This is a genomic window from Nonomuraea sp. IBHARD001 (assembly GCF_056106265.1).
In genome coordinates this window covers 2,894,434-2,910,031 of record NZ_JBWBBW010000002.1, presented here as the reverse complement: position 1 = coordinate 2,910,031, position 15,598 = coordinate 2,894,434, and the positions used below count along the sequence as shown (strand labels likewise).

Here is a 15,598-nt window from a genome sequence, read left to right as displayed (position 1 = left end):
CTCAGGACGGCGAGTGCGCCGACGACACCCACGAGGCGTGCAGGTCGGCGTAGACGCCGGGCGTGCCGACCAGTTCGGCGTGCGGGCCGCGCTGGACCAGGCGGCCCGCGTCGAAGACGAGGACCTCGTCGGCGTTCTCAGCCGTGGACAGGCGATGGGCGATGGAGATCGCGGTGCGCCCGCGCGTGACGCCCTCCAGCGCCCTGGCCAGCCGTACCTCGGTGGCGGGGTCGACGGCGGAGGTGGCCTCGTCGAGCAGGAGCAGGTCGGGGTCGGCCAGGTAGGCGCGGGCCAGGGCGACGAGCTGGCGCTCACCGGCCGACAGCGACTCGCCGCGCTGGCCGACGGCGGTGCGCAGGCCCGAGGGCAGGCCTTCGAGCCAGTCGGCCAGGCCGAGCTCGGTCATCGCCAGCTCGATCTCGGTGTCGGTGGCGGACGGCCTGCCGAACCGGATGTTGTCGGCGAGCGTGCCGTCGAACAGGAAGCCGTCCTGCGGCACCATGACGATGCGCTCGCGCAGGGAGGAGAAGCGCACCTCGCGCAGGTCCTCGCCGTCGACGGTGACCTTGCCCGAGACCGGGTCCATCAGCCTGGTCAGCAGCTTGGCGAACGTCGTCTTGCCGGACCCGGTCTCGCCGACGACCGCGATGCGCGAGCGCGGCGGGATCGACAGCGAGACGTCGCGCAGCACCGGCGTGCCGCCCGGGTAGGCGAAGTGCACCTCCTCGAAGGCCACCGCGATCGGCCCGCGCGGCAGCTCGACCCCGTCCTCGCCCGGGTCGGCCACATCGGGCGGCGTGTCCAGCACCCCGAGGATGCGCCGCCAGCCCGCCACGGCGTTCTGCGCCTCGTTGAGCACCTCGGTGGCGATCTGCAACGGCGAGACGAACAGCGTGATGAGGAACAGGAAGGCCACCAGCCTGCCTTCGGAGATGTCGCCCGACATGCCGAGCCGTACCCCGAGCAGCACGATGCCCCCGATGGCCAGTGCGGCGACCACCTCGGTCAGCGGGAAGACGAACGCGACGATCTTCTGCGCCCGCACCTGGGCCGTCTGGTTGGAGTCGACGGCCGCGTCGATGCGCTCGGCCGTCCTGTGCTCCGAGCCGTATGCCCTGATGACGGCCGCGCCTACGACCGACTCGCTGACGGCCGACAACATCTCGCCCGTCCGTTCGCGCACGGTCGTGTAGGCGGCCGACAGCCATCGCTGGAACCTCGGCAGCGCGATCATCAGCGGGATGAAGCACAGCCAGACCAGCAGCGTGAGCTGCCAGGAGTAGACCACCATCAGCACACTGGCCACCAGCAGCTGGCCGAAGGCGACGATGATCATCAGCCCGCCCCACTGCATGAACGTGCTGATCTGGTCGACGTCGTTGGTCACCCGCGAGACCAGCGCGCCGCGGCGCTCGGAGTTCTGGGTGAGCACCGACAGGTCGTGCACGTGCCGGAAGCCACGCACGCGCAGGGTGGCCAGCGAGGACTCCGTGGCCTTGTACAGCCGTACGTTCATCACATATCCGGCCACCGCCGTCAGCAGCACGGCGACGGCGCAGATCACCACGGCCTTGGTGATGTACGGCAGGTCGGGCACGCCTGAGGCGATGCCGGTGTCGATCGTCTGCTGGACCGCGATCGGCACGATGATCTTGCCGAGCGTGGCGACGATCGCCAGGGCCAGGGTCGCGGCCAGGCCCTTCCTGAACTCGGGCGTCAGCGACAGGCCACGCCTGACGGTCGCGAGCGCGGAGCGCTCCACTCCTTGCAGAGCCATCAGATGCTGACCTCTTCCTCGGCCTCGATCGCGGCGCGCTCGGCCTCTTCACGTTCGTAGGCGGTGACCAGGTTGTGGTAGCCCTCGCAGCGCCCGAGCAGTTCCTCGTGCGAGCCCTTGTCGGCGACCCGGCCGTGCTCCAGGTAGACCACCTCGTCGGCCAGGGCGATCGTGGCCATCCGGTAGGCGACGACCACGACGGTCGAGGCCTCGGCGGCGTCGCGCAGGCCGTACAGGATCTTGGCCTCGACCTGGGGGTCGACGCTGGAGGTGGCGTCGTCGAGGATGAGCAGTCTGGGCCTGCGCACGACCGCGCGGGCCAGGGCGATGCGCTGGCGCTGGCCGCCCGACAGGGTGGTGCCGCGCTCGCCGACCTTGGTGTCGAGGCCGGAGGGCAGGGCGCTGACGAATCCGTCGGCCTGGGCCAGGCGCAGCGCCGCCCACACCTGCTCGTCGCCGACCGGCAGGCCGAGTGTGACGTTGCCGCGCACGGTGTCGTCGAACAGGAACGTCTGCTGGGGCACCAGCGCCACCGCGTCGCTGATCCCGCCGTGTGCGATCTGGCGCAGGTCGACCCCGTCCAGGAGCACCCGCCCCTCGTCCGGGTCCACCAGGCGCACCAGCGTCTGCACGAGCGTCGACTTGCCCGCCCCGGTGGGCCCGACGAGCGCGACCGTACGGCCGGGCACGACCTCGAAGCTCACCCGCGACAGCACCCGGGCCTCCTCGGTGTAGGCGTAGGACAGCTCCTCCACCCGCAGCCTGATCGGCGCCGAGCCGTCCAGCCCGGCCTCGCCGTAGGTCATCGAGCCCTTGGCCTCCAGGACGTCCTGCACGCGGTTCCAGCCCACGACGCTGCGCGGGAGTTCGGCCAGCACCCAGCCGAGCGCCCTGATGGGGAAGGCCAGCAACGTGAACAGATAGGCGACCTGGACCAGCTCGCCCGAGCCGATCGCCCCGCTGCCGAGCCTGGCCGCGCCGACGGCTAGCACAGCCAGCACGCCGAGTGTGGGCAGCGCCTCCAGCATGGGGTCGAACAGGCCGCGTACCCGGCCGACGGCGATGTTGGCGTCGCGCAGCGCCTGGGCCCTGGCCTGGAAGCGCTCGGTCTCCAGGTCCTCCCGGCCGAGGGTCTTGACGACGAGCGCGCCGTCGAAGCTCTCGTGCGCGATCTCGCTGACCTCGGCGCGCAGCTGCTGGGCGTGGGTGGCCAGCGGGCTGAGGCGGCGCTGGTAGACCAGGTTGAGCACGGCGATCGCCGGGAAGATGAGGAAGCCGACGAGCGCCAGGACCGGGTCGGTGATCAGCATGCCGATCGCGGCCGTGAACAGCATGACGACCACGCCGACGGCCATCGGCAGCGGCGCGAGCGGCGCCCAGGCGGCCTCGGCGTCGGCGGAGGCGTTGGACAGCAGCTGCCCGGTCGGGTGGCGGTGGTGCCAGGCCAGGGGCAGCCGCAGGTACTGCTTGGTGACATCACGCCGGGATCTGGCCTGCATGCGGTACTGCAGCATTCCGGCCAGGATGCGCCTGCCGCCGACGCCGACGGCCTTGAGCAGTGCGGTGCCCATGATGAGCAGCAGGCCGGTCCACATCGCCCCTTCGGCGATCGCGTGGGTACGGAAGGCCGGCAGCACCACGTTCTCGGTGGCCCAGCCGAGGGCCCACGCCGAGGCCACCGTCATCGTGCCGTAGAGCGCGCTGACCAGCACGGCGCCGGTGAACACCAGCTTCTCCGTGCGCACGGCCACCCCGAGTACCCGGAGTCCCTGTCGCATGACGGCTGAAGTGACCTTGCTCGCCACTCGGGGGGTGTCCTTTCAACGGGGGATAGTTAACGTCATATCTCCCTATCACGTCATATGGTGCAGTTATTCCCCCAGGCGGCACTCCTGCGGAACATTGTTACGATCGAGAGGTGACTCACGCCCGCACCGAACGTGCCGCGCTCAGCGACCTGCTCGACAAGCTCGGCCCCGACGCGCCGACGCTGTGCGAGGGCTGGAACACCCGCGACCTGGCCGCCCATCTCGTCCTGCGCGAGCGCAGGCTCGACGCCAATCCCGGCATCGCGATCAAGGGGCTGGCCGCCTACACCGCCTCGGTCCAGGAGGGCCTCAAGGCCAAGCACCCCTACCCCGAGCTCGTCAACCTGGTCCGCAGGCCCGGCGGCGTCTACGCCCTGGTGCCCGGGCTCGACCAGGCCGTCAACACGCTGGAGTTCTTCGTCCACCACGAGGACGTCCGCAGGGCGCAGCCCGGCTGGCAGCCGCGCACGCTGCCGCCCGACCTGGAGCGGCTCATCTGGCGCCGGGTCAGCTCCATGGCCAGGCTCACCCTGCGCAGGGCGCCGGTCGCGGTCGTGCTGCACCGGCTGGGCGGCGGCGTGAGCGTCGGCGGCAGGCGCGACGCGCCCAGGGTCGAGGTCACCGGCCGGGCGAGCGAACTGCTGCTGTTCTGCTTCGGCCGCCAGGCCCACGCCAAGGTCGACCTGACCGGCGAGCCCGCCGACGTGACGGCCCTGACGAACGCCACCCTCGGCATCTGAAACCCGCGAACACCGGGCGAACGGTGTGGCATAGACCACCCATAGCTATTCCCGCACTGGGTCTGCGCGTCTCGCGAGAGTAACCGTAGGATGGCCATGACCGGGTAACGAAGGCGACACCCGCCAGTTATGATCAACAACATCTTCACAGAAGATGCCAGTGATCGCCCAGATCCGGGTATATACGCCTGGGAATGGACTGCAGGAGGCCCCCCATGCAGGTCAAGAAGGTCGCCACTTACATACTTGTGGCGTTCGTGGTCTTCTACCTGTTCACCCGGCCGGCCCAGGCGGCGGCGGCGGTGAACGGAGTGTTCGACGGCATCCTCAATGGAGCCAATCAATTGGCCGTGTTCTTCAGTAGTGTGCTGACCTGACGGAGCCGGGCCTGCGCGCACGCTTCCGCAACCAGCCGTGACGTGTTACGCAGGCATGATGAAAGATCACCACAGCGTCACCGAGATCAACCCGGTCGATCCTGATGCCAGGAGGGCGGTCGAACGCGCCGAACTCGAGGGCATCGAGCTGGTCCGCTTCCTCTACGCCGACCATGGCGGTGTGATCCGCGGCAAGGCCGTGGCACGCTCCAGGCTGGGCGAGCGGATCGCATCCGGCATCGGCCACACGGTGGCGATGATGGCGATGAACATGCTCGACCAGCTCCAGGAGGTCGAGCACCTCGGTCCGGTCGGTGAGGTACGGCTCGTCCCCGACCCGGCCACCTTTGTCGTCCTCCCCTACTCTCCCGGCGCCGCCGCGATGCTGTCGGACCTGCGGCGGCCGGACGGCTCCCCCTGGGCCGCATGTCCGCGTACCTTCCTCAAGGACGCGGTCGCCACCCTCGCGGCCGAGGGCTACACGATGGCGGCGGCCTTCGAGCCCGAGTTCACCCTCGGCAGGCGGCTGCCCGATCCGGCGGGCGGTTTCGACGTCCTCGTACCCGTCGACGACAGCCTGTGCTACTCCACCACCGGGTTCGACCAGTCGCACGACTACACCGTCACCCTGCTGCGCGCCCTGCGCCTGCAAGGCCTCGAACCCGAGCACTGCCACCCCGAGCTCGGCCACGGCCAGCAGGAACTTTCGGTACGGCACACATCGCCGTTGCGGGCCGCCGACAACCACGTCCTGTATCGCGAGAGCGCCAGGGGCGTCGCCCTGCGCATGGCGATGTGGGCCTCGCTGGCGCCCAAGCCGCTGGCCGGCCAGGCGGGCAACGGCGCCCATCTGCACCTGTCGCTGTGGGAGGGCGAGCGGGCCGTGTTCGAGAGCGAGCCCGACGTGCTGGACTGGTTCGTCGGCGGGCTGCTGGCCCATCTGCCCGGCCTCGTCGCACTGACCTGCGGCTCGGTCAACAGCTTCCGGCGGCTGGCGCCCCGGATGTGGTCCAGCGCCTATGTCTGCCACGGCCACGACAACCGCGAGGCCGCCGTGCGGGTGTGCTCGCCGCTCGGTGCGCTCGGCTCGACCAATCTGGAGCTCAAGCCGTCCGACTCCTCCGCCAACCCGTACCTGTCGCTGGGGGCCGTCATCCATGCCGGGCTCGACGGCATCCGGCGCCGCCTTACGCCCGGCGCTCCCGCCGCCTTCGATCCCGCCACCCGGCCCGGCGCCTACCCGCCGCTGCCCTCCTCGCTGACCGAGGCGCTGGACGCCCTTGAGGCCGACGAGGTCCTGATGGAGGCGCTCGGCCCGTTGCGCGCGGCGGCCTACCTGGCGGTCAAACGCTCGGAGGCCGCCGCCTTCGCCGCCGAGGACACGGCGTTCGAGGTGTTTCAGCACATGCGGGTGTTCTAGCATCCCGGGTGCAGGGGGCTGCGGCGAGGCTGCCGGAGGACGATACTGCCCCTCATGAGACCTGAGAACCTGATTTTCGGTGTACTCCGGAGAACCGCGGTGATCCAGCGGGAGAGTTTCACGCTGCCCACCTTCGACCCCGCGACCGAGCGGGTGACCGGTCACATCAGCGCACACGAGTTCGCCGCCGCGCTCATCGACGCGCTGGGCCTGTGCGAGCACGCCGAGACCCGGTGCGAAGAGTGCGCGCACGCCGAATGAGCGGCGACAAGGCGATGGCCGGGCACGACGTCCCCCCGTGTGCCCGGCCCGATGGGATCAGCGGACCGGGTGGCCCGCCGTCCGCAGGGACTGCTTGACCTCTCCGATCTTCAAGGTGCCGAAGTGGAACACCGATGCGGCCAGGACCGCGTCGGCTCCGGCCTCGACGGCGGGCGCGAAGTCCGCCAGCCGCCCGGCGCCGCCACTGGCGATCACCGGAACGCGCACGGCCGCGCGCACAGCCCTGATCATCTCCAGGTCGTAGCCGTCCAGCGTGCCGTCGCCGTCCATGGAGTTGAGCAGGATCTCACCCACTCCCAGCTCCTCACCGCGTGCCGCCCACTCGACCGCGTCGATGCCCGTCCCCCTGCGACCGCCGTGCGTGGTCACCTCGAACCCCGACGGCGTGCCCTCGGCCCTGCGCGCGTCGACCGACAGCACCACACACTGCGCACCGAAACGCCGTGAGGACTCGGTGAGCAGTTCCGGCCTGGCGATGGCCGCGGTGTTCAGCGACACCTTGTCCGCACCTGCCCGCAACAGCTTGTCGATGTCGTCGACGGCACGCACGCCGCCTCCGACCGTGAGCGGAATGAACACCTGCTCGGCCGTACGGCGTACGACGTCGAACATGGTGTCACGCTCGCCCGACGACGCGGTGATGTCGAGGAAGGTGAGCTCGTCGGCCCCCTCCTCGTCGTAACGCCTGGCCAGCTCGACCGGGTCCCCGGCGTCGCGCAGGTTCTCGAAGTTGACCCCCTTGACGACGCGACCGGCGTCGACGTCCAGGCACGGGATCACTCGTACGGCGACCGTCATGATCTGTAAGCCTCGATCTCCACCTCGACCAGCATCCGCGGATCGATCAGCCCCGCCACCCGCAACCCGGTGCACGCGGGCCGCACGTGACCGAGGAGTTCGGCCATCGCACGCCCCACGGCGTCGTAGTCACGGTCGTCCACCACGTAGTAGCGGACCCTCACCACGTCCTCGCGGGCGCCTCCCGCCGCTGCCAGCGCGTCGAGCGCTATGCGGAAGGACTCCCTCGTCTGCCGATATGCGTCACCCACATGCAGGACCTCACCCGCGACCGTCGCGGTGCAGCCCGAAACCAGCACCCATGGTCCTGCGACCACCGCCCGTGCGTAGCCGTACCTTTCCTCCCATACACCGCCAGAGAACACCCTTGTTCCCATACGTTCACTGCTCACGTGACCCATTCACGCCCCCTCCCAAATACCTAAACGCGAACTGCCGTCAGCGCGTCCTGCAGCGTGAAAGCCTGAGCGTAGAGAGCCTTGCCGACGATGGCCCCCTCGACTCCCTCGGGGACCAGAGCGGCCAGCGCCACCAGGTCGTCGAGCGAGGAGACACCGCCGCTCGCGATCACCGGCTTGTCGGTGCGGGCGCACATCTGGCGCAGCAACTCGACGTTCGGCCCGCTCAGCGTGCCGTCCTTGGTGACGTCGGTGACGACGTAACGCGGGCAGCCGTCGGACTCCAGCCGCTCCAGGACATCCCAGAGATCGCCGCCCTCTTCGGTCCAGCCGCGCGCGGCAAGTGTGGTGCCACGCACGTCGAGACCCACCGCGATCTTGTCGCCGTGCTCATTGATGATCTTCGCACACCACTCCGGGTTCTCCAGAGCAGCCGTGCCGATGTTGACCCGGCGACAACCCGTCGCCAGTGCGGCGGCCAGCGACACGTCGTCGCGGATACCGCCCGACAGCTCGACGTGCACGTCGAGCCTGCCGATCACCGCAGCCAGCAGCTCCCGGTTGGAGCCCCGGCCGAAGGCGGCGTCAAGGTCGACCAGATGGATCCATTCGGCGCCCGCTTCCTGCCAGGCCAGCGCGGCGGCCAGCGGGTCGCCGTAGCCGGTCTCGGTGCCTGCCTCGCCTTGTACGAGCCTCACGGCCTGACCGTCGGCGACATCGACGGCGGGCAGCAGCACGAGTGACATTTCTTCAGGTCCTCCGGTCGAAAACGATGGTGACAAGCACCGGGATGAGCAGCACGGACAGCACGAACACGCCGAAGCTGAGCCACGGCGAGGACCACATCAACCAGACGATGAGCTGAACGACCAGAAACAGCAGCGCGACGACGCCGTTCTGCGCCCGCTGCCTCCTGGCGATCAGGCCGCCCGGCCTGGGCGCGGAGCGAGGCAGCAGCGAGCGCGCCCGCCGCCGCAGCGAGCGCCACCGTGCCCGCCGCCCGGCCCTGCGGGCCTCACGACGGGCGCCGATCTCGGCGGCTTTGGCCTGCTCGGCCTCGCGTACGGCGCGACGGCGCGCCCGCTCCTTACTCATCACCCAACGGACTTGAGCCAGTTGGACAGCAGGGCCGCCCCGGCGTCACCGGATTTCTCCGGGTGGAACTGGGTGGCCGCGAGCGGCCCGTTCTCCACCGCGGCGACGAACGGCACACCGTGCTCACCCCACGTCACCAGCGGACCCGTGAAGCCGGGCCCCGCCTGCAACTCCCACTCACGTACCCCGTAGGAGTGCACGAAGTAGAACCTGGTGTCGGCGTCGAGCCCCTCGAACAGCACACTGCCGGAGGGCGCCTTGACGGTGTTCCACCCCATGTGCGGCAGGACGGGAGCCTCCAGACGCTCGACCGTGCCCGGCCACTCGCCGCAGCCCTCGGTCTCCACGCCGTGCTCCACTCCCCTGCCGAACAGGATCTGCATGCCCACGCAGATGCCCAGCACGGGACGGCCGGCCGCCAGCCTGCGCCCGACGATCTGCTCGCCGCGCACGCCCTTCAGCCCGGCCATGCAGGCGGCGAACGCCCCCACGCCAGGCACCACGAGCGCGTCGCACTCCAGCGCGGCGTCGTAGTCGGCGCTGACCGTCACATCGGCGCCGACCCTGGCGAGCGCGCGCTCGGCCGATCGCAGATTGCCCGATCCGTAGTCGAGCACGACGACGTTCACCACCAGAGCACTCCCGCCGTGATCGCCAAAGCCGCGCCGACCCCGCAGAGCAGCGCCCCGACCTTGAGCCCTTGCTTGAACAACGACACCACTCCGCCGACGAGGAAGAGCCCGATGAACACCATCGCGATGGCGGTCCAGTTGCCGGTCACGGCGCCTCCTTCGTGGCCCGCGGGCCACGAGCGCTCACAAGACGCCCTTGGTGCTGGGGATGCCGGTGGCGCGAGGGTCGGGCTCCGACGCCTCGCGCAGAGCCCTGGCCAAGGCCTTGAACTGCGCTTCGACGATGTGATGGGCATTGCGCCCGTAGGGCACGTGGACGTGCAGGCAGATCGCGGCCTGCGCCACGAACGACTCAAGGATATGCCTGGTCATCGTGGTGTCATAGGCATTGCCGATGATAGGCGCCATGCCTTCGGGCTCGGAGTGCACGAGGTACGGCCTGCCGGACAGGTCCACGGTGACATTGGCCAGCGCCTCGTCCAGCGGGCACGACGCATTGCCGTAGCGCCGGATGCCCGACTTGTCGCCCAGGGCCTGCCGGAAGGCGGCGCCGAGCGCGAGCGCGGTGTCCTCGATCGTGTGGTGCGAGTCGATGTGCAGGTCGCCCTCGGTCTTCACCGTCAGGTCGAACAGGCCGTGCTTGCCGAGCTGGGCCAGCATGTGGTCGAAGAAGCCGACGCCGGTCGCGACGTCGACCTGCCCCGTGCCGTCGAGGACGACCTCGACCAGGACCGAGGTCTCCTTGGTGCTGCGCTCGATGCGGCCAACGCGTGTCACAAGATTCCTTCCAGGGCGGACCTGAAGGCCGCCATCTCCTCACCGGTGCCGATCGACACCCGAAGCCACTGCGGCGGCCCGACCTCGCGGATGAGCACACCTCGCGCCAGCAGGGCCTCCCATACGGCCCGCCGGTCGTCGAACCGTCCGAACAACACGAAATTCGCGTCGGAGTCCGCCACCGTCAAGCCTTTGGACCGCAGCCAGTCCACCGTGGCGTCCCGCTCGGCCCGCAGCGCGTCGACCGTGCCGAGCAGCTCCCGCCGATGCGCGAGCGCCACCCTGGCAGCCGCCTGCGTCAAGGTCGACAGGTGGTACGGCAGGCGCACGAGAAGAATGGCCTGCACGACGGCCGGATGGGCGGCCAGATAGCCGAGCCTGGTGCCGGCCATGGCGAACGCTTTGGACATCGTCCTGGTCACGATCAGCCGGGGGTGCTCGGCCAGCAGGGTCAGCGCCGAAGGCGTGCCGCTCCTGGCGAACTCGAAGTAGGCCTCGTCGACCACCACCATGCCGGGCGCGGCCTCGGCGACCGCGGCGATCGTCGCCATCGGCAGCGCCGTGCCCGTCGGGTTGTTGGGCGAGGTGAGGAAGACGACGGAGGGCTGATGCTCGTGGATGGCGGCGATCGCCTTGCCCGGGTCGATGCCGAAGTCGTCCTCGCGCGTGCCGGAGATCCACTCGGTGTTGGTGCCGGTCGTGATGACCGAGTGCATGGCGTAGGACGGCTCGAACCCGAGCGCCGTACGGCCAGGCCCGCCGAAGGCCTGCAGGATCTGCTGGAGCACCTCGTTGGAGCCGTTGGCCGCCCACACCTGCTCGACGCCGAGCCCGTGGCCGAGATAGGCGGCCAGGTCCGTGCGCAAGGCGACGGCGTCCCTGTCGGGATAGCGGTTGAGCTCGGCGGCGTCGCGGGCCACGGCCTCGGCCAGGTCGGCGACCAGAGCGGGAGAGGGCGGATGCGGATTCTCGTTGGTGTTGAGCCTGACCGCCACGTCGAGCTGGGGAGCTCCGTAGGGCTTGATGCCGCGCAGGTCGTCGCGCAGGGGAAGGTCGTCCAGGTTCACGAGCTCGGGATCTCCCAATCGAACCTCGCCCTGACGGCGGCGCCGTGGGCGGGCAGGTCTTCGGCGTCGGACAACGCGCTCACATGTGCGGCGGCCCCGGCCAGGGCCGCACGCGAGTAGTCGACCACGTGCACGCCCCGCAGGAACGTCTGCACCGAAAGGCCGCTGGAGTGGCAAGCGCACCCGCCGGTCGGCAGCACGTGGTTGGAACCGGCCATGTAGTCGCCGAGCGAGACCGGCGAGAACGCGCCCACGAAGATCGCCCCCGCATTGCGCACCCTGGCGGCGACGGCGGCGGCGTCGGCCGTCTGGATCTCCAGGTGCTCGGCCGCGTAGGCGTCGACCACCCGGAGCCCGGCCTCGATGTCGTCGACGAGCACGATGCCCGACTGCGGCCCGGCCAGGGCGCTCAGCACCCGCTCGGTGTGCTTGGTCGCCCCGGCCTGCACGGCCAGCTCGCGCTCGACGGCGTCGGCCAGCTCGACCGAGTCGGTGACCAGCACGGAGGCGGCCAGCGTGTCGTGCTCGGCCTGGCTGATCAGGTCGGCGGCCACGTGGACCGGGTCGGCCCCGGCGTCGGCCAGGATCGCGATCTCGGTGGGCCCCGCCTCGGCGTCGATGCCGATGCGGCCCTTGAGCAGGCGCTTGGCCGCGGCCACCCACACGTTGCCCGGCCCGGTCACCATGTCGACGGCCCGGCAGTCCTCGGTGCCGTAGGCGAACATCGCCACGGCCTGGGCGCCGCCGACGGCATAGACCTCCTCGACGCCGAGCAGCGCGCACGCCGCCAGGATCGTGGGGTGCGGCCTGCCGCCGAACTCCTTCTGCGGCGGCGAGGCGACGGCCATCTCGGCCACCCCCGCCTCCTGGGCCGGGACGACGTTCATGACCACGCTGGAGGGATAGACGGCCAGGCCGCCGGGCGCGTAGAGGCCGACGCGGGCGACGGGGATCCATCGCTCGGTCACGGTGCCGCCGGGCACGACCTGGGTGGTGTGGTCGGTGCGCCGCTGGTCGCGGTGGACCAGTCTGGCCCTGCGGATCGACTCCTCAAGGGCGGCGCGCACCTTCGGGTCGAGCTCGGTCAGGGCCTGCTCGATCTCCGCGACCGGCACCCGCGCGCTCTCCAGGTCGACGCCGTCGAACCTCCTGGTGAACTCCCGCACGGCTGCCGCGCCATGATGGCGCACCTCCTCGCACACGGGCCGCACCTGGTCAAGGGCGGCCTCTACGTCGAGTTCGGCTCGGGGCAGCACGTCGCGCAGGTCCTCGGGCAGGGAGCCGCGCAGGTCGATACGGGAAATCACCCGCCCAGTCTACGGAGTCCGGCAGTGCCATCAGGTCCTGTCCAGAATGCGGGACGTCTATCTAACCTAGACGGTCGGCGAATCGTCTAGTACACATAGACACATGATGCTCGACGAGAGTCTCCTCCGGAAGGCCAGGGACGCCAGCGAAAGGCTGACCGACGCCCAGCACGCGGCCGACGTCGCCAAGGCCGACTACCACCACGCGATCAGGCGCCTGCACCTGGCCGGCGCCTCGATGCGCGAGATCGCCGAAGCCCTCGACATCAGCCACCAGCGCGCCCACCAGATCGTCGAGGCGGCGGGCGGCGCGGCGCCGTTCAAACCGAGCAAGAAGCCCGGCGCCGACCCCTCCTGCTCCTTCTGCGGCCTGCCGGCGCCCGAGGTGACCAAGCTGATCGCCGGGCCGCAGGCGTTCATCTGCGACACCTGCGCCCGCCTGGCCCGTACCACCATCGACGCGGGCGAGCCCGTCGCGAGCGACCGGGTCACCCTCGATCCGATCCCCGCCACCTCGGCGCACATCTGTTCGTTCTGCCGCAAACCGGCCGTCGAGACCGGCGCGATGGCCGCGGGCCCCGGCGTACGCATCTGCACCGCCTGCGCCGACCTGTGCGAGGAGATCCTCGCCGCCGTCCTCCCCTCCGAGTGAGCCCCGGCATCCCTTCCGAGTGAGTCCTCGGCATCCCCTCCGAGTGGGTCCTCGGCCCCGGATGGCAGTCTTGACGGCATGGATCGATCATTCGAAGACCTGGTCGGCGAGGCCGCGGCCGTGTCGGTCGACGGCTGGGACTTCTCCTGGCTCGACGGTCGGGCGAGCGAGGAGCGGCCCTCGTGGGGCTACGCCCGGCTGATCGGCGAGCGCATGGCCTCGGCCCACGCCGCGCTCGACGTCCAGACCGGAGGCGGCGAGGTGCTCGACACCATGCCCGTGCTGCCGCCGCTCACCGCCGCCACCGAGTCGTGGCCGCCCAACATCGCCAAGGCCTCACGGCTGCTGCGCCCGCGTGGCGTCGTGGTGGTCGCCGTGGAGGACGACACGCGCCTGCCGTTCGGGGACGAGGTGTTCGACCTGGTCGTCAGCCGCCATCCGGTCAGCACCTGCTGGCCGGAGATCGCAAGGGTGCTCGCCCCCTCGGGCGCCTACCTCTCCCAGCAGGTCGGGCCGCGTACCGTGGGCGAGCTGACGGAGTTCTTCCTCGGGCCGCAGCCGCCGAGCACCGCGCGTGAGCCCGCGCTCGCCCGGGCCGAGGCCGAGGCCGCCGGGCTGCGCGTGCTCGACCTGCGCCCCGAGGAGCTGCGGATGACGTTCGACGACGTCGGCGCGGTGATCTACTTCCTGCGCAAGGTCGTCTGGACCGTGCCCGGCTTCTCCGTCGAGCGCTACGGCCCCGAGCTCAGGCGTATGCACGACCTCATCCAGGAACAGGGGCCTTTCGTGGCCCATTCGAGGAGGTTTCTCATCGAGGCCGAGAAAACACCCGTATAGATGTCGATATCGCGGCTCCCGCTTCGACCTCCCGGTGAAAACACCCACCGCGCGTCCTGAGGAGGTCCCCGTGGAAGCCGCACCCGCCACCCGCAGGGAATGGATCGGCCTGGCCGTCCTGGCCCTGCCCACCTTGCTCGTCTCGATCGATGTGTTCGTCCTGCTGCTGGCCCTGCCCCAACTCAGCGCCGCGCTCGGCGCGGGGGCCACCGAGCAGTTGTGGATCATGGATGTCTATTCGTTCATGCTGGCCGGATTTCTCATCACGATGGGCACGCTCGGCGACCGGGTCGGCAGGCGCAAACTGCTGCTGATCGGCGCCGCCGCGTTCGGCGTGTGCTCGGTCGTGGCCGCCTGGTCCTCCTCCCCCGGCATGCTCATCGCCGCACGCGCGCTGCTGGGCGTCGCGGGGGCCACGATCGCGCCGTCGACGCTCGCGCTGATCGGCAACATGTTCCACCAGCCCCGTCAGCGGGCCCAGGCGATCAGCATCTGGCTGATCTGCTTCATGTCGGGCGCGGCCGTCGGGCCGATCGTCGGCGGCGCCCTTCTTGAGCACTTCTGGTGGGGCTCGGCCTTCCTGCTCGGGGTTCCGGCCATGGTGGTGCTGCTGGTGGCCGGGCCGAGGCTGCTGCCCGAGTACCGCGACGCCGAGGCCGGACGGGTCGACCTGCCCAGTGTGCTGCTGTCGCTCGCCGCGATCCTGCCGCTGGTCTACGCGTTGAAGGAGGTGGCCAAGAGCGGCTGGCAGCCGGTGCCGGTCGGCGTGGCGCTGGTGGGTCTCGGCATCGGTGTGGTGTTCGTACGGCGGCAGCGCGGGCTGGCCGATCCGCTGCTGGACCTGCGGCTGTTCGGCAACCGGACGTTCAGCGCCTCGCTCGGCGGCATGCTCGCGGGCACGCTGCTGATGGGGGCGATCATGTTCCTGGTCACGCAGTACTTCCAGGTCGTGCAGGGGCTGAGCCCGCTGTCGGCCGGGCTGTTCATGCTGCCCGCCGTGGCCGGGTCGGTCGGCGGGTTCCTGCTGTCGCCGCTGCTGGCCAGGAGGTTCCGCCCCGCGTACGTGATCTTCGGTGGGCTGGTGCTGGCCGTGTGCGGGGTGCTGCTGATCGCGGGCGGCGGGATGGGTGCCACCGTGACGGGCTTCGCGCTGATGAACCTCGGCGCCGGGCCCATGGTGGTGCTGGCCACCGACCTGATCGTCGGCTCGGTGCCGCCGCGCAAGGCGGGTTCGGCCGCGGCGATGAACGAGACCGGCGCCGAGTTCGGCTTCGCGCTCGGCATCGCCTCGCTCGGCACGCTGGCCACCTCCGTCTATCGCGCCGATCTGTCGGCCGCCTTCGGGCACGGCCCGCTGGCCTCGGCCTCGCCGCAGGTCGCCGAGGCCGCGGGCGAGAGCATCGCCGCCGCGACCGCCCTGGCCGCCGACCTGCCCGGACAGGTCGGCCCCGCGCTGCTGGCCGCCGCCCGCTCGGCCTTCGGCGCGGGCGTGCAGGTCGCGGCCGTGGTGGCCGCCGTACTGCTGGCCCTGGTCGCGCTCATGGTGCTCACCTTCCTGCGCCACGTACGGCCGACGGCTGCGACGGCACGCGAGGAGGAGCCCGCCTTTACAAAGTAGAGCAACGATAGGA

18 protein-coding genes are annotated in these 15,598 nt (G+C 70.5%); 7 read left to right on the top strand and 11 right to left on the bottom strand.

All coding sequences use genetic code 11. The features are described from left to right. Position 1 precedes the first annotated feature (1 nt). Together ACTWNK_RS15415 and ACTWNK_RS15410 are read right to left on the bottom strand one after the other, a co-directional pair. Positions 2-1,777 carry an ABC transporter ATP-binding protein gene (locus tag ACTWNK_RS15415; RefSeq protein ID WP_474304643.1) on the bottom strand — a complete coding sequence of 592 codons (1,776 nt, stop codon included), beginning with the start codon at positions 1,775-1,777 and terminating at the stop codon, positions 2-4. Next, positions 1,777-3,555 (bottom strand): ABC transporter ATP-binding protein, encoded by a 1,779-nt coding sequence (locus ACTWNK_RS15410; protein WP_474304642.1) that lies wholly within the window; start codon positions 3,553-3,555, stop codon positions 1,777-1,779. Before ACTWNK_RS15410 ends, ACTWNK_RS15415 begins: the two co-directional genes overlap by 1 nt. A gap of 140 nt (positions 3,556-3,695) precedes the next feature. On the opposite strand from ACTWNK_RS15410, the gene ACTWNK_RS15405 reads away from it, so the two are divergent. The 4 genes from ACTWNK_RS15405 (at position 3,696) to ACTWNK_RS15390 (ending at position 6,383) form a co-directional block, all read left to right on the top strand. Continuing rightward, positions 3,696-4,325, top strand: coding sequence for a TIGR03085 family metal-binding protein (locus ACTWNK_RS15405; RefSeq protein WP_474304641.1), 630 nt, complete (start codon positions 3,696-3,698; stop codon positions 4,323-4,325). 215 nt (positions 4,326-4,540) lie between these two features. Continuing rightward, complete coding sequence (locus ACTWNK_RS15400; RefSeq protein WP_474304640.1) at positions 4,541-4,702, top strand: hypothetical protein; 162 nt, start codon at positions 4,541-4,543, stop codon at positions 4,700-4,702. A 55-nt stretch (positions 4,703-4,757) separates the two neighbouring features. Beyond that, positions 4,758-6,122 carry a glutamine synthetase family protein gene (locus ACTWNK_RS15395; RefSeq protein WP_474304639.1) on the top strand — a complete coding sequence of 455 codons (1,365 nt, stop codon included), beginning with the start codon at positions 4,758-4,760 and terminating at the stop codon, positions 6,120-6,122. A gap of 54 nt (positions 6,123-6,176) precedes the next feature. Continuing rightward, the gene (locus tag ACTWNK_RS15390; RefSeq protein ID WP_474304638.1) at positions 6,177-6,383 is read left to right on the top strand and encodes a hypothetical protein; all 207 of its coding nucleotides are present in this window, start codon (positions 6,177-6,179) and stop codon (positions 6,381-6,383) included. Positions 6,384-6,440: 57 nt separating this feature from the next. Here ACTWNK_RS15390 and hisF read toward each other — a convergent pair whose 3' ends face one another. Genes hisF through hisD form a run of 9 tightly spaced genes read right to left on the bottom strand, consistent with a single transcriptional unit; the run spans position 6,441 to position 12,478 of the window. Beyond that, positions 6,441-7,202, bottom strand: coding sequence for an imidazole glycerol phosphate synthase subunit HisF (gene hisF / locus ACTWNK_RS15385; RefSeq protein WP_474304637.1), 762 nt, complete (start codon positions 7,200-7,202; stop codon positions 6,441-6,443). Continuing rightward, positions 7,199-7,579 (bottom strand): Rid family hydrolase, encoded by a 381-nt coding sequence (locus ACTWNK_RS15380; RefSeq protein ID WP_474304636.1) that lies wholly within the window; start codon positions 7,577-7,579, stop codon positions 7,199-7,201. The genes hisF and ACTWNK_RS15380 overlap by 4 nt, the downstream gene beginning before the upstream one ends. A gap of 44 nt (positions 7,580-7,623) precedes the next feature. Continuing rightward, positions 7,624-8,346 carry a bifunctional 1-(5-phosphoribosyl)-5-((5-phosphoribosylamino)methylideneamino)imidazole-4-carboxamide isomerase/phosphoribosylanthranilate isomerase PriA gene (priA, locus tag ACTWNK_RS15375; protein WP_474304635.1) on the bottom strand — a complete coding sequence of 241 codons (723 nt, stop codon included), beginning with the start codon at positions 8,344-8,346 and terminating at the stop codon, positions 7,624-7,626. 4 nt (positions 8,347-8,350) lie between these two features. Then, the gene (locus ACTWNK_RS15370) at positions 8,351-8,695 is read right to left on the bottom strand and encodes a hypothetical protein (RefSeq protein ID WP_474304634.1); all 345 of its coding nucleotides are present in this window, start codon (positions 8,693-8,695) and stop codon (positions 8,351-8,353) included. Then, entirely contained in the window at positions 8,695-9,330 is a 636-nt protein-coding gene (gene hisH, locus ACTWNK_RS15365; RefSeq protein WP_474310919.1) for an imidazole glycerol phosphate synthase subunit HisH, read from the bottom strand. The genes ACTWNK_RS15370 and hisH overlap by 1 nt, the downstream gene beginning before the upstream one ends. Then, on the bottom strand, positions 9,321-9,476 hold the full coding sequence (locus ACTWNK_RS15360) for a hypothetical protein (RefSeq protein WP_474310918.1): 156 nt from the start codon (positions 9,474-9,476) through the stop codon (positions 9,321-9,323). Before ACTWNK_RS15360 ends, hisH begins: the two co-directional genes overlap by 10 nt. A 34-nt stretch (positions 9,477-9,510) precedes the next feature. After that, on the bottom strand, positions 9,511-10,104 hold the full coding sequence (gene hisB / locus ACTWNK_RS15355; protein WP_474304633.1) for an imidazoleglycerol-phosphate dehydratase HisB: 594 nt from the start codon (positions 10,102-10,104) through the stop codon (positions 9,511-9,513). Further along, positions 10,101-11,171, bottom strand: a complete 1,071-nt coding sequence (locus tag ACTWNK_RS15350; protein WP_474304632.1) for a histidinol-phosphate transaminase — start codon at positions 11,169-11,171, stop codon at positions 10,101-10,103. Before ACTWNK_RS15350 ends, hisB begins: the two co-directional genes overlap by 4 nt. After that, complete coding sequence (hisD, locus tag ACTWNK_RS15345) at positions 11,168-12,478, bottom strand: histidinol dehydrogenase (RefSeq protein WP_474304631.1); 1,311 nt, start codon at positions 12,476-12,478, stop codon at positions 11,168-11,170. The genes ACTWNK_RS15350 and hisD overlap by 4 nt, the downstream gene beginning before the upstream one ends. Before the next feature lie 103 nt (positions 12,479-12,581). Here hisD and ACTWNK_RS15340 point away from each other — a divergent pair, with 103 nt between their 5' ends. The 3 genes from ACTWNK_RS15340 to ACTWNK_RS15330 all read left to right on the top strand — a co-directional run bounded on the left by ACTWNK_RS15340 (position 12,582) and on the right by ACTWNK_RS15330 (position 15,585). Continuing rightward, positions 12,582-13,130 carry a ClpX C4-type zinc finger protein gene (locus tag ACTWNK_RS15340; RefSeq protein WP_474304630.1) on the top strand — a complete coding sequence of 183 codons (549 nt, stop codon included), beginning with the start codon at positions 12,582-12,584 and terminating at the stop codon, positions 13,128-13,130. Between the two features lie 78 nt (positions 13,131-13,208). Continuing rightward, positions 13,209-13,967 carry a class I SAM-dependent methyltransferase gene (locus ACTWNK_RS15335; RefSeq protein WP_474304629.1) on the top strand — a complete coding sequence of 253 codons (759 nt, stop codon included), beginning with the start codon at positions 13,209-13,211 and terminating at the stop codon, positions 13,965-13,967. A gap of 70 nt (positions 13,968-14,037) precedes the next feature. Next, the gene (locus ACTWNK_RS15330; protein WP_474304628.1) at positions 14,038-15,585 is read left to right on the top strand and encodes an MFS transporter; all 1,548 of its coding nucleotides are present in this window, start codon (positions 14,038-14,040) and stop codon (positions 15,583-15,585) included. The last annotated feature ends 13 nt before the right edge of the window (positions 15,586-15,598 follow it).